The sequence below is a fragment of the Hymenobacter sp. BT491 genome, from assembly GCF_014349165.1.
Taxonomy (GTDB): domain Bacteria; phylum Bacteroidota; class Bacteroidia; order Cytophagales; family Hymenobacteraceae; genus Hymenobacter; species Hymenobacter jejuensis.
This window is the reverse complement of record NZ_JACSJJ010000001.1, coordinates 699,848-715,085: the sequence shown is the minus strand read 5'-3', so window position 1 is coordinate 715,085 and position 15,238 is coordinate 699,848. Positions and strand designations below refer to the sequence as shown.

The 15,238-nt window shown below is 57.4% G+C and carries 11 protein-coding genes; 4 read left to right on the top strand and 7 right to left on the bottom strand.

Features of this window, described 5'->3' with window-relative positions; translation table 11 throughout:
- Nucleotides 1–76: 76 nt before the first annotated feature.
- Together paaN and H9I52_RS03065 are read right to left on the bottom strand one after the other, a co-directional pair.
- Entirely contained in the window at nucleotides 77–1,744 is a 1,668-nt protein-coding gene (paaN, locus tag H9I52_RS03070; RefSeq protein ID WP_187452604.1) for a phenylacetic acid degradation protein PaaN, read from the bottom strand.
- Between the two features lie 119 nt (nucleotides 1,745–1,863).
- Nucleotides 1,864–2,322, bottom strand: coding sequence for a hypothetical protein (locus tag H9I52_RS03065; RefSeq protein WP_187452603.1), 459 nt, complete (start codon nucleotides 2,320–2,322; stop codon nucleotides 1,864–1,866).
- A 79-nt stretch (nucleotides 2,323–2,401) separates the two neighbouring features.
- Between H9I52_RS03065 and H9I52_RS03060 the strand changes: the two genes are divergently transcribed.
- The gene (locus H9I52_RS03060; RefSeq protein WP_187452602.1) at nucleotides 2,402–5,233 is read left to right on the top strand and encodes a S8 family peptidase; all 2,832 of its coding nucleotides are present in this window, start codon (nucleotides 2,402–2,404) and stop codon (nucleotides 5,231–5,233) included.
- Nucleotides 5,234–5,253: 20 nt separating this feature from the next.
- On the opposite strand, the gene H9I52_RS03055 is transcribed toward H9I52_RS03060, so the two are convergent.
- Both H9I52_RS03055 and H9I52_RS03050 read right to left on the bottom strand, forming a co-directional pair.
- Entirely contained in the window at nucleotides 5,254–6,567 is a 1,314-nt protein-coding gene (locus H9I52_RS03055; RefSeq protein WP_187452601.1) for a Y-family DNA polymerase, read from the bottom strand.
- Nucleotides 6,568–6,585: 18 nt separating this feature from the next.
- Nucleotides 6,586–7,074: a LexA family protein gene (locus H9I52_RS03050; protein ID WP_187452600.1), complete on the bottom strand. Its 489-nt coding sequence runs from the start codon at nucleotides 7,072–7,074 to the stop codon at nucleotides 6,586–6,588.
- A gap of 232 nt (nucleotides 7,075–7,306) precedes the next feature.
- Between H9I52_RS03050 and H9I52_RS03045 the strand changes: the two genes are divergently transcribed.
- Both H9I52_RS03045 and H9I52_RS03040 read left to right on the top strand, forming a co-directional pair.
- Nucleotides 7,307–7,555, top strand: a complete 249-nt coding sequence (locus H9I52_RS03045) for a hypothetical protein (RefSeq protein ID WP_139514137.1) — start codon at nucleotides 7,307–7,309, stop codon at nucleotides 7,553–7,555.
- Nucleotides 7,556–7,769: 214 nt separating this feature from the next.
- Nucleotides 7,770–8,792, top strand: a complete 1,023-nt coding sequence (locus H9I52_RS03040) for a PPC domain-containing protein (RefSeq protein WP_187452599.1) — start codon at nucleotides 7,770–7,772, stop codon at nucleotides 8,790–8,792.
- A 68-nt stretch (nucleotides 8,793–8,860) separates the two neighbouring features.
- Here H9I52_RS03040 and H9I52_RS03035 read toward each other — a convergent pair whose 3' ends face one another.
- Entirely contained in the window at nucleotides 8,861–9,796 is a 936-nt protein-coding gene (locus H9I52_RS03035) for a DMT family transporter (protein WP_187452598.1), read from the bottom strand.
- Nucleotides 9,797–9,933: 137 nt separating this feature from the next.
- Nucleotides 9,934–12,228, bottom strand: coding sequence for an aconitate hydratase (locus tag H9I52_RS03030; protein WP_187452597.1), 2,295 nt, complete (start codon nucleotides 12,226–12,228; stop codon nucleotides 9,934–9,936).
- Between the two features lie 164 nt (nucleotides 12,229–12,392).
- Between H9I52_RS03030 and H9I52_RS03025 the strand changes: the two genes are divergently transcribed.
- Complete coding sequence (locus H9I52_RS03025; protein ID WP_187452596.1) at nucleotides 12,393–13,697, top strand: peroxiredoxin family protein; 1,305 nt, start codon at nucleotides 12,393–12,395, stop codon at nucleotides 13,695–13,697.
- Nucleotides 13,698–13,829: 132 nt separating this feature from the next.
- On the opposite strand, the gene H9I52_RS03020 is transcribed toward H9I52_RS03025, so the two are convergent.
- Nucleotides 13,830–15,209 (bottom strand): cytochrome P450, encoded by a 1,380-nt coding sequence (locus H9I52_RS03020; RefSeq protein WP_187452595.1) that lies wholly within the window; start codon nucleotides 15,207–15,209, stop codon nucleotides 13,830–13,832.
- Nucleotides 15,210–15,238: the final 29 nt, after the last annotated feature.

Here is a 15,238-nt window from a genome sequence, read left to right as displayed (position 1 = left end):
CAGTAAGTCATTCAAACAAAAAGTCCCGATTCCGGCCGGAATCGGGGCTTTTTGTATCTATCTACCAATCAAATACTTACACAGCCGGCTCGCGGAAGCCTACCCACGTAAAGCGCTTGATCACAAACTCGGGGTTGGTGAAGGAGGCGTTGCCGGCGGGGTTGCCGCCCGTGACGTGAAAGTCGGAGAAGCCCGCGTTCTGATTCACGTAGATGCCGCCGGTGAGGTTGAAGCTCACCGGCGTGCCGGCCAGGCTCATCTCGTCCATGATCTGCTCTTTCACCTCTTGGTCGGTGGTGTAGGCTCCGCAGCTGATGGCGCCGTGCTCGCGGGCCAACTGGGCCGCCAACCGAATGCTTTCCTGCGTGTCTTTGGTCTTGATAACCAACATGATCGGGCCGAACAATTCCTGACTGAACTGCTCCACGCGCGAGGCATCGACCTCGTGAATGCTGGGCGAGCACGTCCGGGCGTTCTTGAACGTGGGGTTGTCGACGGTGCCATGGGCCAAGATGCTGCGGCCGCCGTCGAGGGCCAATTGCTGCACCCGTTCCTGCGTAGCCGAGCTCTGGATAGCACCCAACACGTGCGGACCGGCCTTGGGGTTGGTAGCCAAACCCGTCACGGCCGCCGCGATTTTCTGCACCACTTCTTCGTAGGGCACTTGCTGGTCGCCCACTTTCACGCCGGTTTCGGGAATGAAAAAATTCTGGGGCGCCGTGCACATCTGGCCCGAATACAAACTCACCGAAAACGCCAGGTTCTGGGCTACTTTGTCGAGGTCGTCGCAGGAGTCGAGGATGATGCTGTTGACGCCGGTTTTTTCGGTGAATACGGTTTTGCCCTTCAGGCTTTCCACGTAGTCGCCAAACTGCGAGCCGCCGGTGTAGTCGATAAGCTTCACCGCAGGATTTTCACACAAATCCTTGGTAATCAATCGATTATCAGCGTCAACTCCTAGCTGGCAAATATTAGGGTCGAGGTTGTGTGCAGCCAATACTTTCTGCACTTCGGCCACCACAATGGCGATGGGCAACACGGCCTTCGGGTGCGGCTTAATGATGACGGGGTTGCCGGTTACCAGGCTAGCAAACATGCCCGGCACCGTGTTCCAGGTCGGGAAAGTCGAGCAGCCAATCACCAAGGCTACGCCTTTGGGCACGGCGCGCCAGGTTTTGTTGAGGGTGATGTTGTACTTGCCCATGGGCTTCTCCCAGCGGGTTTCCTCCGGGAAGCGCGTCTGCTCTTCGTAGCCGGCGGCAATGGCTTCCAGCGCGCGGTCGGCGGCGTGCGGCCCCGACGCCTGAAACGACATCATGTAGGCTTGGCCGGTGGTGTGCATGGTGGCGTAAGCGATCTCGAAGAAGCGGTCACGCATGCCGTCGAGGGCTTCGGTCAGGAGGGCGGCGCGCTGGGCCGGCTTGAGCTTGCGCCACTGATCAAACGCTTTTTGGGCGCGCTGCACCAGCGTTTCGGGCGAAAAAAACGGGTATTTGACGCCCAGCGGCTGCTGCTCATAGGGCGATTCTTCCTGCCCTACCCATTGCTCGGGCTCGCTTTGCAGCAGCTCCGTAAACTGCTGATTGCGGTGGGCCTCAAACTTTTCGCGGCCGAGGCGATCGGCGTCGGCGCCGTAGATGTCGGGAGAGGGATTTTCGGGGAAATGCGCGAAAAAAGTGCGTCCGTGCAGGGCTTTGATCGCGTTGTCGAGGGTGGACTGGTGTTTTTGGGTGGTTTCAGTCATGATGGGTTTTAGAAACTGACGGAATTAGTATGGATAAGGGTAAAAACTTGGTGGAATTTCCGCAAAACAACCCCTAAAGATGCACAACCAACGGCGCAAGCGCGCTCGGCTGAGGCTTTTCACAGAAAATATTCGGGGTAGTCTTTGTACACTTTCAACAGATCGTCCTGCAACCGGCGCAGCGTGGCTTCGTCCTGGTTTTCGTCTAACAGCTCAATTTGCATCGCGTTCAATTGGCCCACGCAAAGGGTGGCTTTCGACTGATTCTCAGCGATTTTCAATCCGGTGCTGATGCCGGTGGCGGCCGTTCCGAGAAACGTGCAGATGGCAATCAGCCGGCACACATTTCGCCAGCCGGGCGGTAGTGTGCTGGGTACTTTGCCGGTGGTTGCTTCTGCCACATTCGCCGCAACCAATTTGCCCTCCGCGGCGCTGTCGCCGGCCAGTGTGGTGGCCAGCAACCCGAAGAAAAGCGAAGCGACGAGCAGGGCAATGTTGAGCCGCCGGTACCGCCGCGCTTTCTTGCTCACGTCCGTCCGGCGTTGGCTTATTTCCGCCAGTAATGCTTCGCGCTTCATACAACCAGTTGGGGGAAAGAATCACCCAAATTCAAGCTAAATTTACAGAATTGCCCTCGAATGCTTTGCTTGTTTGCCTATGAAACCACTGCTACGCCTGGGGTTGGTGCTGGTGTCACTTGTTTTGTTTCATTTCCGGCCGCTCATGGCCCAGACGCGGCCGGTGGCGCCGGGCACCTCCCTGCAACTGGGCACGCTCGTGTTCAAGCTCCGGCCAGAGCTGCGCGAGGCGGCCAGCCCCGATGCGGTAGCCGTGCCGGCGTTGCAAAAAGCCTTGCAGCAGCTACGCGCCACTACTCTTCAGCAGAAATTTCCGCGCTCGCTTGCGCCCGACCCCGAAAAGCCGGGCGCCGTCGACCTGCGGCTGGTCTATCAGATCCGGTTTAGCCCGGACGTGGCGCCCGAAAAAGCCTGCCGCAGCCTGCTGCAAACCGGTGCCGTGGAGTACGCCGAACCGCTTTACACCCGCGACCCGCTCACGCAGCCCAACGACCCGCTGGCCGATTCGACGCGCGCCGACGGCCAGTATTACCTGAAAAACATTCAGGCGTACCGCGCCTGGGACGTGACCAAAGGCGACACCAGCATCGTGATCGGCATCACGGACACGGGCACGCGCTACACCCACGAAGACCTCAAGGACCAGTACAAACGCAACTACGCCGACCCCATCGACGGCCTTGACAACGACCGCGACGGGTACGTCGACAACTTTCGGGGCTGGGATCTGGCTGATAACGACAACGATGCGTTCCGGCAGTTGGGCAACGCGCACGGCGTGCAGGTCACGGGCTGCGCGGTTGGGCGCGCCGATAACGGCGTGGGTTTAGCGGGCGTCGGGTACGCCTGCAAGTTTTTACCCTTGAAGATATATCCCACCAACTCGACCGGGTATTTTGCTGGTTATGAGGCCATTGTATACGCCGCTGATCACGGGTGCCAGGTTATCAATATGTCGTGGGGCGGCGCGGAAGGGAAATCGCGGTTTGAGCAGGACGTAATCAATTACGCTGCTATCAACCGCGATGCGGTGCTGGTGGCAGCGGCTGGCAACACCAAAGGCGATTTCGATTATTATCCTGCCAGCTACGACCACGTGCTTTCCGTGGCCCAACTGACTGCCACCGACGCCATTACGGACTACACCACCTACAGCTACCACGTAGCGCTGTCGGCACCCGGACTTAACATTCTGAGCACCAACGGCTACAACGACGCTGACTACGCTTTGCTGTTTGGCGGTTCTTCGTTTTCAGCGCCTATGGTGGCGGGGGCGGCGGGACTGGTACGGGCGCGGTTTCCGCAGTACAATTCGCAGCAGGTAGCGGCTCAGCTGCGACAGTCCGCGGACGATATCTATGCTATTGCCGCCAACACGGCTTACCGCGACAAGCTGGGCAAGGGCCGCCTGAACGTGCACCGCGCCGTGGCCCTCACCGACCTGCGCGCCGTCCAGATCACGGCTAGCACCTTTGCTCCCAGCCGCCTTGTGCAGCCGCCCGGCGATTCGCTCAGATTAGGCATTGAGATTCAGAATCTTCTGCAACCTGTTGACAATCTGACGATTACCTTAACTTCTCTTTCACCCTATCTCACTGTCCCGCAGGGTACGTATAGTGCGGGCAGCCTGCCTACGCTGGGCCGCGCGACCAACGCCAGCAAGCCGTTTCGCCTGACGGTGGCAGGGCCGGTGCCACTGAACACGAAGGCCACGCTGCGGTACCATATTACGGCTGCCAACGGCTTCCAAGACGATCAGTATGTGAGTGTTACGCTCAATCCGGGGTATGCGGTGCTGGATGCAAACGAGCTGTTGCTGACCCTCACCAGCCGCGGCAACGTGGGCTACGACGGGCTGGGCGCCACTTGGGGCGAGAGCGTTGCGTATCAGAAAAGCGGGGCCCTGCTCTACGAAGGCGGTTTGCTGGTTGCTACCTCGCCCACGCGGGTTTCCGACCGGCTGCGCAACGACCGCAAGAGCAGCGACGAGGACTTTTACCAGCTTGGCCAGCTTACCGTGCAGCAACCCGGCGCTCGCGCCGACCAAGAGGCCTTCGGAGTTTTTCAGGATTCGTTGCCTGCTCTCACCAAGCAACGCACTGTGGGCGTGAAGATTAGACAGCACGCATACGCCTGGAGCGCGGCCCCCAACCGCGATTACGTGATTGTTGAATACAAGCTCCGGAACGTGACCGCCGACACGTTGCGCCCGCTGTATGCGGGCCTGTACATGGACTGGGATATGCTGCCCGAGCCCAATCGGAATGCGGCGGCCTGGGATTCGGTGCGGGCCATGGGCTACGCCTACGACAAAGGTTCGCCCAATTTTTATGCGGGCGTGAAGCTACTGCAAGGCGGGCCCGCCACTTGCTACTCGCTCGATAACCGGGCCCCGGCCGGCAGCCCGGTGTACCTGGCCGACGGGTTCAGCGCCGCCGAAAAATTTGCGACGCTCAGCAACGGCACACGCCAGCGCACCGTCGACCCAACCAACGGCACCGATGTGTCGCAAGTAGTAGGCACTACGCTGCGCGCCTTAGCGCCCGGCGACTCTGCAACCGTTGGTTTTGCCGTTTTGGGCGCCAATACCTTAGCCCAACTCCAAGCGGCCGCCACGGCTGCCCAAGCCAAATACAACGCCGTGCTGCCTACTCGCACCGCCACCCTCGCGGCTTCGTGGCAAGTATTTCCCAACCCTACCACCGGGCAGCTACGCGTGGAGCTACCCAGTGGCTTTGTGGGCAGCAACTTGTTGCTGCTCAACTCCTTAGGTCAGGTTGTACAGACCGATAAAATCCGAGCATCAAGTGCTACGCTCGACTTGCGCCGTTATCCGGCTGGCGTGTATGTGTTGCAAATTCGCGGACCGCAGACGGTGTTGAGCAGGCGAATTATTTTAAATCATAAGTAATTGATTATTAATTATTTACATTAATTCACTTTCCAGATATCCGGCCAATGCGTTGTGTAGCGTGGAGAGCGGAAAGCGGAACGGCCCTGCCAAACGGGATCGCGGTCGGCGGCGACGGCGTAGCGTACCGTTTGGCGCCCATACCGAGCATTAAGCGTGTCGAGGGCAGCCATGAGTTTGCTGCTCTGCGCTAACAGTTCGGGCGACTTGGTAAACAAGCCCATTTGCCGTTGCGTGGCCGGTTCGAGGCCACTGAGCACGACGCCAGCTTTGTGATAGGCCACACCCGGCCGGGCCAGCTCCCGCAGCCCGCGTAGAGCCGCTTGGGTAAGCTCGCTGGTGTTGTCGGAGGCGCTGGCCAGCGTCACGACGGTGGTATGGGTACTGGGGCCGGCAGTGGGCGCGTATTTATCGGTGCCAAGCAGTACCGTGAGCACGTGGGCGGCGCTGCCCTGCTGCCGTAGCTTTTCGGCCGCGCGGGCAACAAATGTGGCCACGGCTTCGCGGAGCAGACGATGCTCGCAGAGCGGCTTGCCAAAAGAGCGCGAATGCGTCAGGCTGCGCTTCGAGGCGCCAATGGACACCAACTGGCCCTCGTCGTCGCACTCCTGCGGATCGAAGCTCAGGCAAGAGTCGCCGTGCAGTTCGCGCCACAACCGCACGCCTACCACTCCGCCCATATGGCGCCGCACCCACGGCTCGGGCATGGCCGCCAGCTCAGCCGCCGTCCCGATGCCGTTGTCACGCAGCTTTAGGGCGTAGCGCCGCCCAATGCCCCACACATCCCCGATGGGCATGCGCCGGAGCGCGTCCTGCTGCTTGGCCGCAGTATCGAGCACCCACACCCGCGGCTGCGTTTCCGGCAGCTTCCGGGCCAGGCGGTTGGCCAGCTTCGCCAACGTTTTGCTCGGCGCTACGCCCACGCAGGTCGGGATGCCTACGTGCTGGGCTACCGTACGCTGAATTTCGGTGGCATACTGCACCAAATCAGGAGCGGCGTAGCGCAGGCCGGCCAGGTTCAGGAAAGCTTCGTCGATGGAATAGACCTCTACCTCGGGCGTAAACAAGCTGAGCACCTCCACTACGCGCCGCGACATATCGCCGTACAGCGCGTAGTTAGACGAGCGCACCCACACGCCGTGCTGCTCCAGAAAGGGCCGCACCTTGTGAAAAGGATCTCCCATTTTCAGCCCCAGCGCTTTGGCTTCGTCCGAGCGCGAGATCAGGCAGCCGTCGTTGTTGGAGAGCACCACGCCGGGCACCCCGACGAAGCGCGGCTGAAAAACACGCTCACAGCTGACGTAGAAGTTGTTGCAATCGACTAGCGCGTACATAGCTATAGTTTTGGCTTGCTAAGACGGCGACCATTTTCGGGGCTGGTTGGCCCAGGCCGCAACGGGCGTTTTCTTTTTCATAAAAGGGTGAATGACATGGGTAACCACGCCCCAGATCTCAACCCGATAGTCGTCGGGCAGCTCCAGGGCTGGGTAGCGCTCGTTGGCCGCTTCCAGCCACATGCGCCCGTTTTCCTGCCGCAGCCGCTTCACGGTGTGCTCACCCTCCACCACCGCCACCACAATGTGCCCATCGACCGGAGTAATAGCCCGGTTGACGACAATAAAATCATCGGGATTGATGCCAGCGCCCAGCATCGAATCGCCGGTTACCTGGGCCAGAAAGGTGGAAGCGGGCCGCTCAAACAAGTAGCGGTGCAGATCCAGGGTTTGATCGGAATAGCCGTCGGCAGGCGACGGAAAGCCAGCGGGCACCGGGCACGCCATCAGGGGTAACTCCAGCGGCAGTGCATCCTCTGCCAACTCGAAATAGACAACTTCACTCATAGAACGCAGGCCGATAGATAGTACTACGCAACCGACGCTGCTATTTACTAATTTTTTTAGCAAATTGTTTTTCTCATCTGCTGAGATTGTTCAATTAATATAGTTTTTTATAGCGGTATATTCCTGGCTTAATTTCATTTTAATCTTATCATTGCGCAATAATTTCCCTGATATATCATATAATTATTTCTTCCAATTTTTTTAGTTTTAGTAAATATTTGTATCTTTGCATATGTCGAAAGTAAAGCTTCCTGTACCTTCTCCCGTCCAGCACTATGCTCGTTGCGTGGACGCCAGCAGCCGCCCCGCAGACTATGTAGGCGAGTGGCCCGAAGCCGGGCGCGTGTATCCGGTGCGCGTGTTGCGTAGTGCTCACACCGGCCAACCCCAGGTACACATTCTCGGTTTTCACGTTGAAGCTCCGTATGGCGCATTTGCAGCCCGGCGCTTCGAAACGGTTGCCGAGGTGTGGCTCAACTAACCCTTTAAGCACATTTTATTTCTGCCGTTTTCGGCTGCTTTCGCTTCGGCAAGGCAGCCGTTTTTATTTTCTGGGCCTGGGCATCTTCTTGGTTGTGACAATTCCGTTATTATGGCATAAACATCTGAATATCACATGATTATGTGATTGATCAGGAATTAATAAAGGTGTACCTTCTTCAACTGAACTCTTTCCCACCTTTATTCCTATTGCCATGAATTTTCGAAAATCTACTCGGGTTTTGCCGCTTCTGTTGGTTTTGTCGCTCTCGGGCCTGGCTCAGAACAAGTCGGGTGCAGTTATGCTGAAGGCGGGAAAAGCCGTCACCCAGCCCATGCAGGGTAGCACCAGCTACGACTACCAGGTGCAGCTAAAATCTGGAGAGGCGCTGAAAGCTACCGTGCTGCAAAAAGGCGTCGATGTCGTAATCAATACTTATGGCCCCGACGGCAAGAAAATTGCCTCCTTCGATTCGCCAACCGACCGGCAGGGCACCGAATACGTGACGCTAGTAGCACCACAAACCGGGCGCTACCGCCTGGAAGTCGCGCCCTTCGAGCCCAAAGCCGCGCAGGGCACTTTTGAGCTGACCGTTGGCAAGATCATGACGCCGGCTCAGTACACCCAAAGCCTCGCGGAAGACCGCAAGCGCGCCGATGCCGTGGCCGCTTATTTGCAGACGCCGCATCCTGACAAAACCTACGACGAGCAGGCCGCCGAAGTGCTGAAGCTCGACCCTACCGCGCTGATGCTGCCCACTGCTCCGCTGCCCGAAATTGAAGCGGCCCGCTGGCTGGAAGGCACCTGGATATCCACCGGCAAGTCATACGCCAGCGCTATTTCTCCCGAACGCACTTTCTCAGACACCGCCGTCTATCGCTTCGATCCGCAGCACCCCATGATGCTTACCAGAGCCAATAAGCCCGATGGCAAATACGTCCCGGTGATGGCTTACGAGCCCCATAGCCGGCGGTGGGTGCAGGCCAGCATGCAAGCCGGCGAAACCGGCACGGGCTGGAACATGGCAACGGGCAATGGCTGGGCCAACAACCAGCTGATTATGGAAGGCGACGGAGCGTTTATGGGCATCACCAACCATTCGCGCGTGACGCGGACCAAAGTAGACGACACGCACATGCGCCTGCTCACCGAAGAGCGCAAAGGCGACGGCACCTGGCAGCCGATTTCGGAAGCCCAGATGGTCAAACAAAACTCAAATAGCGTCACGTCCAAGTAGGGCACGGCACCACAACCAAGCAAAAGCCGGCTTCTCCTCGGAGGCCGGCTTTTGCTTGCGTAAGCCAATCAGCCGGGCTGTAGTTCGGCGGGCTTGCGCTTCCAGCCGATCAGCAACACTCCGATCACAACCAAAACGGTTCCGAATATTTGCTCCGCGAATATCTTTTCGCCCAGGACGAAATGCGCCTGCAAAATAGTAGACACCGGCCCCACCCCACTGATAATTGCCACATTATTGGAGCCAATCATTTTTAAGCCCTGCGACAGCATAAAGGTGGGCAAAACTGTGGCTACTACGGCCAATAATAATCCAAATTGCCACAACTCTTTTCCGGTAATTAAAGTCTGGAAATGACCGGTGTAAGCAAAGTGAGAAAATACGCCAAATGTCGCTGCCATCATCGCATAGGCGGTGAATTTAGCAGCGCCTATTTTAGGAATAATTTTCCCGCTCCCAACGATGTAAATGGAATAAGTAATTGCGCATAAGAAGACCATAAAGCTGCCAAAAAGAAAATGCGGGTTGCTTGTATCCAGTTGCAGTTCACCAAAATAGGCAATGGCAATACCCAGGTACGTAAGCAGCAGCGCCACTTTTTGGATGCGGGAAATAGGCTGCCCGAAAAAATACGCGTTGATGAATACTGCGAAGCTCGGGTACAAAAATAAAATCAGGCGTTCCAAGCCAGCTGACACATATTGTAGGCCAACAAAATCAAATAAACTGCTCAAATAATACCCCAAAAATCCCAGCGAAATCGCCAATACCCATTCTCGGGGTTTCATGCGCACATTGTCTTTGTGACGACTTATTACAAAGGCCGTCACGACGTAAAATGGCAAGGCAAATAGCATCCGTAGCGTGAGCAGCGTTACGGCGTCGGTGTGCGTGCTGCCAAAAGCGGCTTTTACGATAATGGCTTTCGTGGAAAATAGTATTGCCCCGGCCAGTGTGATGAAAAAGCCTACAATCGAAATCGCCTGTTTGGGAGAAGCACTCATTCGGGAAGAAAGGAAATTTTCAGCAGCGGCCCCAAAGTGTATTTGAGGCCGCTACGATTTCAAACGAAACGAGCGGAGAAATAAAAAAGGCCGCTTCCTAAGCAGGAAGCGGCCTTTTATAAACACTTGATTACCAATTACTTCTGCGAAAGATTGCTTCCGCTAGCTTCTTTCAAACGGATCAAGTTCAGGGCCGAGCCGGCTTTGAACCACTCAATCTGACCTTCGTTGTACGTGTGGTTCAGCGTGATGAGGTCGGTATCACCGTCGGTGTGATGCAGGCGGGCCTGCAACGGCTTGCCGGGCTGAAAATCGGTCAGGCCGAGGATGTCGATGGTGTCGTCCTCCTCGATCAGATCGTAGTCGGCCTTGTTGGCAAACGTGAGAGCCAGCATGCCCTGCTTCTTGAGGTTGGTCTCGTGAATACGGGCAAACGACTTCACGATCACGGCGCGAACGCCCAAGTGGCGAGGTTCCATGGCCGCGTGCTCGCGCGAAGAGCCCTCGCCGTAGTTCTCGTCGCCTACGACCACCGTTCCGATGCCCATTGACTTGTACGTGCGGGCTACAGCAGGTACCGTGTTGTAGGGCGTGCCCTGCGTCAGCTGGTCCTTCACCGAGTTGGCTTCGCCGTTGAAAGCGTTGGTCGCCCCGATGAGCATGTTGTTGGAGATGTTGTCCAGGTGACCGCGATACTTCAACCAAGGACCAGCCATCGAGATGTGGTCGGTGGTGCACTTGCCTTGGGCCTTGATGAGCAAACGCAGCCCACGGAGGTCGGTGCCTTCCCAGGCCTTAAACGGCTCCAGCAGCTCCAGCCGATCAGATTCCGGATCAACGATTACCTGCACGCCAAGGCCGCTTGCAGCAGGCGCCTGATAACCAGCATCTTCTACAGCGTAGCCTTGGGGTGGCGTTTCGAGGCCGTGTGGCTCGTCGAGGCGTACCTGCTGGCCGTCTTTGGTGGTCAGCGTGTCGGTAAGCGGATTGAAGGTCAGGTCGCCGGCAATGGCGAAAGCCGTCACGATTTCGGGCGAAGCCACGAACGCATGCGTGTTCGGGTTGCCGTCGTTGCGCTTGGCAAAGTTGCGGTTGAACGACGTGATGATCGAGTTCTTGCGCTTCGGATCGTCGGTGTGACGTGCCCACTGCCCGATGCACGGACCGCAAGCATTCGCCAATACTACGCCGCCCATCTGAGCAAACGTGTCGAGCAGGCCGTCACGAGCTACTGTGTAGCGCACCAACTCCGAGCCGGGCGTTACGGTGAACTCGGCGTTTACGCTCAGGCCCTTGCTCACGGCTTGCTCAGCGATGGAAGCCGCACGGGTGATGTCTTCGTACGACGAGTTGGTGCACGAACCAATCAGACCTACTTCCAGTTTGGCAGGCCAGCCGTGCTCGCGTACGGCGGCGGCAAACTGCGAAATAGGCCAAGCGGCGTCCGGCGTGAACGGTCCGTTGACGTGCGGCTCCAGCTCCGACAGGTTGATCTCGATAAGCTGATCGTAGTATTTCTCGGGCTGAGCATACACTTCGTCGTCGGCGCGCAGGTGCGCGGCAACGCCTTCAGCCAGATCAGCGATCTCGGCGCGGTTGGTGCCGCGCAGATATTCGGCCATTTTCTGGTCGTAGTTGAATACCGAAGTGGTGGCGCCAATTTCCGCACCCATATTGCAGATGGTCGCCTTGCCCGTGCACGACATACTTTCAGCACCTTCGCCAAAGTATTCGACGATAGCGCCGGTACCGCCCTTAACGGTCAGAATACCAGCCACTTTCAGAATTACGTCTTTTGGAGCCGTCCAGCCGCTGAGCTTGCCGGTCAGCTTAACGCCAATCACTTTCGGGAATTTCAGTTCCCAGGCCATGCCCGCCATTACGTCGACGGCGTCGGCGCCACCCACGCCAATGGCGATCATGCCCAGACCACCTGCGTTCGGGGTGTGCGAGTCCGTGCCGATCATCATGCCGCCGGGGAAGGCGTAATTTTCCAGCACTACTTGGTGAATAATACCCGCACCCGGCTTCCAGAAGCCAATGCCGTATTTGTTAGACACCGAAGCTAAGAAGTCATAAACTTCGCGGTTCTCGTCGTTGGCCACGGCCAAGTCTTCCTCGGCACCATCGCGGGCCTGGATGAGGTGGTCGCAGTGCACAGTGCTCGGCACGGCCGTTTTGTCTTTGCCGGCTTGCATAAACTGCAACAGCGCCATTTGGGCGGTTGCGTCCTGCATAGCCACGCGGTCGGGAGCGAAATCGACGTAGGAAACGCCCCGCTCAAACGCCTGAGTTACATTGCCGCCATACAGGTGAGCGTACAAAATTTTCTCGGCCAGCGTGAGCGGGCGGCCAACGGCAGCACGGGCAGCTTCAATGCGCGGCCCCATGCCGGCGTACACGGCCTGAATCATTTCTAAGTCAAACGCCATAATAAAGAAGGAAAGATTGTGAGAGGTTAGGCTCCTGCGAGCGGGCACGCAAATATAGGCGGCCTGCGTTGCGAGACCCAAAGTTATCTTTGTACCCTTACCTTACAAAACCAGTTGCCCTTATCGTTGGTTTAGAGTCGAATTTCTCTTTTTTCTTTTCCATCATGCCTGTTGCCTTCTCTTTTCGCAAGGTGCTCGCTGGGGCCGGTCTTGCGCTGGCCGCGGCGGCCTGCACCTCCAACTCCTCTTCCTCCGAAAAAGCCGCCAGCGGCGAGTCGGCCGCTACCAACGCCAATTACCTGAAAGCGGGTACCTGGCGCGGCGTGCTCTCGACGCAGGGCCAGGAAATCCCATTTCTGTTTGAAGTAGAATCCGGTAATAATAACCAACCCGTGGCCGTGTACCTGCGCAACGGCGCGGAAAAATTAAAGCTCGACGAAATCAAAGCCGCCGGCGACTCTACCACCATTCGGTTGGGCGCCTTTGATGCTGCGCTGGTTGTACGTGCAGATGGCAGCGATAAGCTGAAAGGCACTTGGGTAAAATACGACACAAAAGACCCGTACCGAGTGCCCTTTACCGCTACCCAAGGCGAGCAGAAGCTGTTTCCGGTTTCCAATGCGAAGCCTCAGTCCTTCGACGGTACTTGGGCGGTCACCTTCAAAGAGGACGATGGCAAAACGTATCCGGCAGTGGGCATTTTCAAGCAAAACGGCACCGACGTAACGGGCACCTTCCTGACGACTACCGGCGACTACCGGTACTTGGCGGGCCAGGTTGATGGTAGTACGCTGAAGCTTTCCACTTTTGACGGAAGCCATGGATTTTTGTTCACCGGTGCCATGCTGGCAGATGATACATTAGACAGTATAAAAGGCGATTTCTACAGCGGCAAAAGCGGTCATGAAACTTGGTTTGCTATGATAAATCCCAACGCCAAACTCCCCGACGCTAACGCGCTCACGGGCATGAAGCCCGGTCAGAAAAAGCTCGATTTCAAGTTTCCGAACATCTACGAAGGCGGCGTCATCTCCCCTTCCGACCCCAAGTACAAGGGCAAAGTGGTGGTGGTGCAGATTCTGGGCTCGTGGTGCCCCAACTGCATGGACGAGACCAATTTTCTGGCTCCGTGGTATGAAAAGAACAAGAGCCGCGGCGTCGAAATCATCGGCTTGGGCTACGAGCGCAGCTCCGACCAAAAGAAGGCGTCGGAACGCCTCGTGAAAATGCGCGAACGCATGCATGTAGGATATGACATCGCCGTTGCCGGCGTATCGAACAAAGACTCGGCCAGCAAGTCGTTGCCACAACTGGCTCAGGTTCTGGCCTTTCCGACAACCATTTTCTTAGATAAAAAAGGTGAAGTACGGAAGATCCATACGGGTTTCTCCGGCCCCGGCACGGGTAAATATTATGATGCCGAGATCGCTGAGTTCAATAAAACCATCGACGAGCTACTAAAAGAATAACTCATAACCATCAGATTACCTGACGGTTATGAATTGCGAAAAAGCCGTCGGTTGTGCATAGTACTGCTATGCACAACCGACGGCTTTTGCTTTCTAATGGCAGAGATTAGCAAGCAGAAAGTTCGCGCCGGTTCACGTCCGGTGCCGAAACCGCACCCGAAAATCGTGGCGGGGCCGTAGCGTAATGAGCGGCTCCAGTTGCACGGGCGGCTGCACCACTGGCTCCACGTCGAAACGGCGCAGGGTTTCGAGAAGCACCAACTGCATCTCGGTGAGCGCAAACTGATTGCCGATGCACAGGCGCGGCCCGCCGCCGAACGGCGCGTAGGCGTAGGGTGCGTGTTGGCGTACTTGCTCGGGCGCAAAACGCTCGGGGCGAAAGACTTCCGGCTCGTCCCACAGCTTGGGCGAATGGTGCACGCCGTAGAGATAGATGGATATCAGCGTGCCTTTGGGCAGGAATACGCCGTTGTATTCGTCGTCTTCGAGGCTAATGCGATCCGTGATCCAGGCGGGCGGGTACAGGCGCATGGTTTCCTGCACCACTTGCAGGGCGTAGCCAAGCCGGGGCAAGTCGGCAAATGTGGGCCGTCGATCGCCCAATACTTCCGCCATTTCGCGGCGCAGCTTCGCAACTACTTCCGGATGCTGAGCGAGCAGGTACCACACCCACGAAAGGGCATTGGCCGAGGTTTCGTGTCCTGCCACGAGCAGAATGGCAGCTTCGTCGAGCACCTGCGTTTCCGTCATGGGCTGGCCGGAATCTTCGTAGCGGGCATCGAGCAGCATTTGCAGCAAGTCATCATGCATTTCGCCGCTGCGCTGGCGTCCCCGGATGTACTTCAGCATCAGGCGGCGCAGTTCGGCGGCAAACTGATCATGGCGGCGATACTGGCCGGTTACGGTAAGCCACGGAAACAAGTACGGCTGCCGAACGCTGCGCACGTAAAACGCCTGAATCGCCGTAATGAGCCACGCCATGCGTTGCAATTCGGCCTCGGGCAGATTGCTGCTGAATACTGAGCGCGCAATGATACGAAACGTCAGGGTCGTCATCATCTCGTGCACCGGCGCTTCCACAGCCCCACCCTGCTGCGCGGCCTGTTTTTCCAGCGGGTCCAGGCAATCGTCGATTACGCTCAGCATCAGATCAGTAAGTGCGGCCACGCGCTGGCGGTGAAAACCGGGCTGAATCAGGCGGCGCTGTTGGAGCCAATAGTTACCCTCGCTGGTCAGCAGGCCGTGCCCCATGTAGCGGGCAAAGCCCAACGACATCCACGACTTCGGAAAGTTGCGGTGGTTTTTTTGCAAAACGTGCTGAATCAGGCCCGGATCGCGGGTCAGCAGCGATTTCTGCACGCCACCCAAATACATAATCAAGGAATCACCAAGCTCGTTGAGGTACGAGTCGAGCATGGGCAACGGATTGGCTGCCAAGGCCATAGAGTTGCGCAGCGAGCGCAGGCGCGGCACCACCGGCAACCGGCCAGCAACAGACGAATTAGCGGGCATAGGGAAATAGTGAGGGCTGTTCCTAAAGG

Bases quoted from the DNA above. Each gene is read 5' to 3' on its own strand.
- H9I52_RS03040 (WP_187452599.1), top strand. From the start codon at position 7,770: ATGAATTTTCGAAAATCTACTCGGGTTTTGCCGCTTCTGTTGGTTTTG.
- H9I52_RS03060 (WP_187452602.1), top strand. From the start codon at position 2,402: ATGAAACCACTGCTACGCCTGGGGTTGGTGCTGGTGTCACTTGTTTTG.
- H9I52_RS03065 (WP_187452603.1), bottom strand. From the start codon at position 2,322: ATGAAGCGCGAAGCATTACTGGCGGAAATAAGCCAACGCCGGACGGAC.
- H9I52_RS03030 (WP_187452597.1), bottom strand. From the start codon at position 12,228: ATGGCGTTTGACTTAGAAATGATTCAGGCCGTGTACGCCGGCATGGGG.
- H9I52_RS03025 (WP_187452596.1), top strand. From the start codon at position 12,393: ATGCCTGTTGCCTTCTCTTTTCGCAAGGTGCTCGCTGGGGCCGGTCTT.
- H9I52_RS03035 (WP_187452598.1), bottom strand. From the start codon at position 9,796: ATGAGTGCTTCTCCCAAACAGGCGATTTCGATTGTAGGCTTTTTCATC.
- H9I52_RS03045 (WP_139514137.1), top strand. From the start codon at position 7,307: ATGTCGAAAGTAAAGCTTCCTGTACCTTCTCCCGTCCAGCACTATGCT.
- H9I52_RS03050 (WP_187452600.1), bottom strand. From the start codon at position 7,074: ATGAGTGAAGTTGTCTATTTCGAGTTGGCAGAGGATGCACTGCCGCTG.
- H9I52_RS03055 (WP_187452601.1), bottom strand. From the start codon at position 6,567: ATGTACGCGCTAGTCGATTGCAACAACTTCTACGTCAGCTGTGAGCGT.
- H9I52_RS03020 (WP_187452595.1), bottom strand. From the start codon at position 15,209: ATGCCCGCTAATTCGTCTGTTGCTGGCCGGTTGCCGGTGGTGCCGCGC.
- paaN (WP_187452604.1), bottom strand. From the start codon at position 1,744: ATGACTGAAACCACCCAAAAACACCAGTCCACCCTCGACAACGCGATC.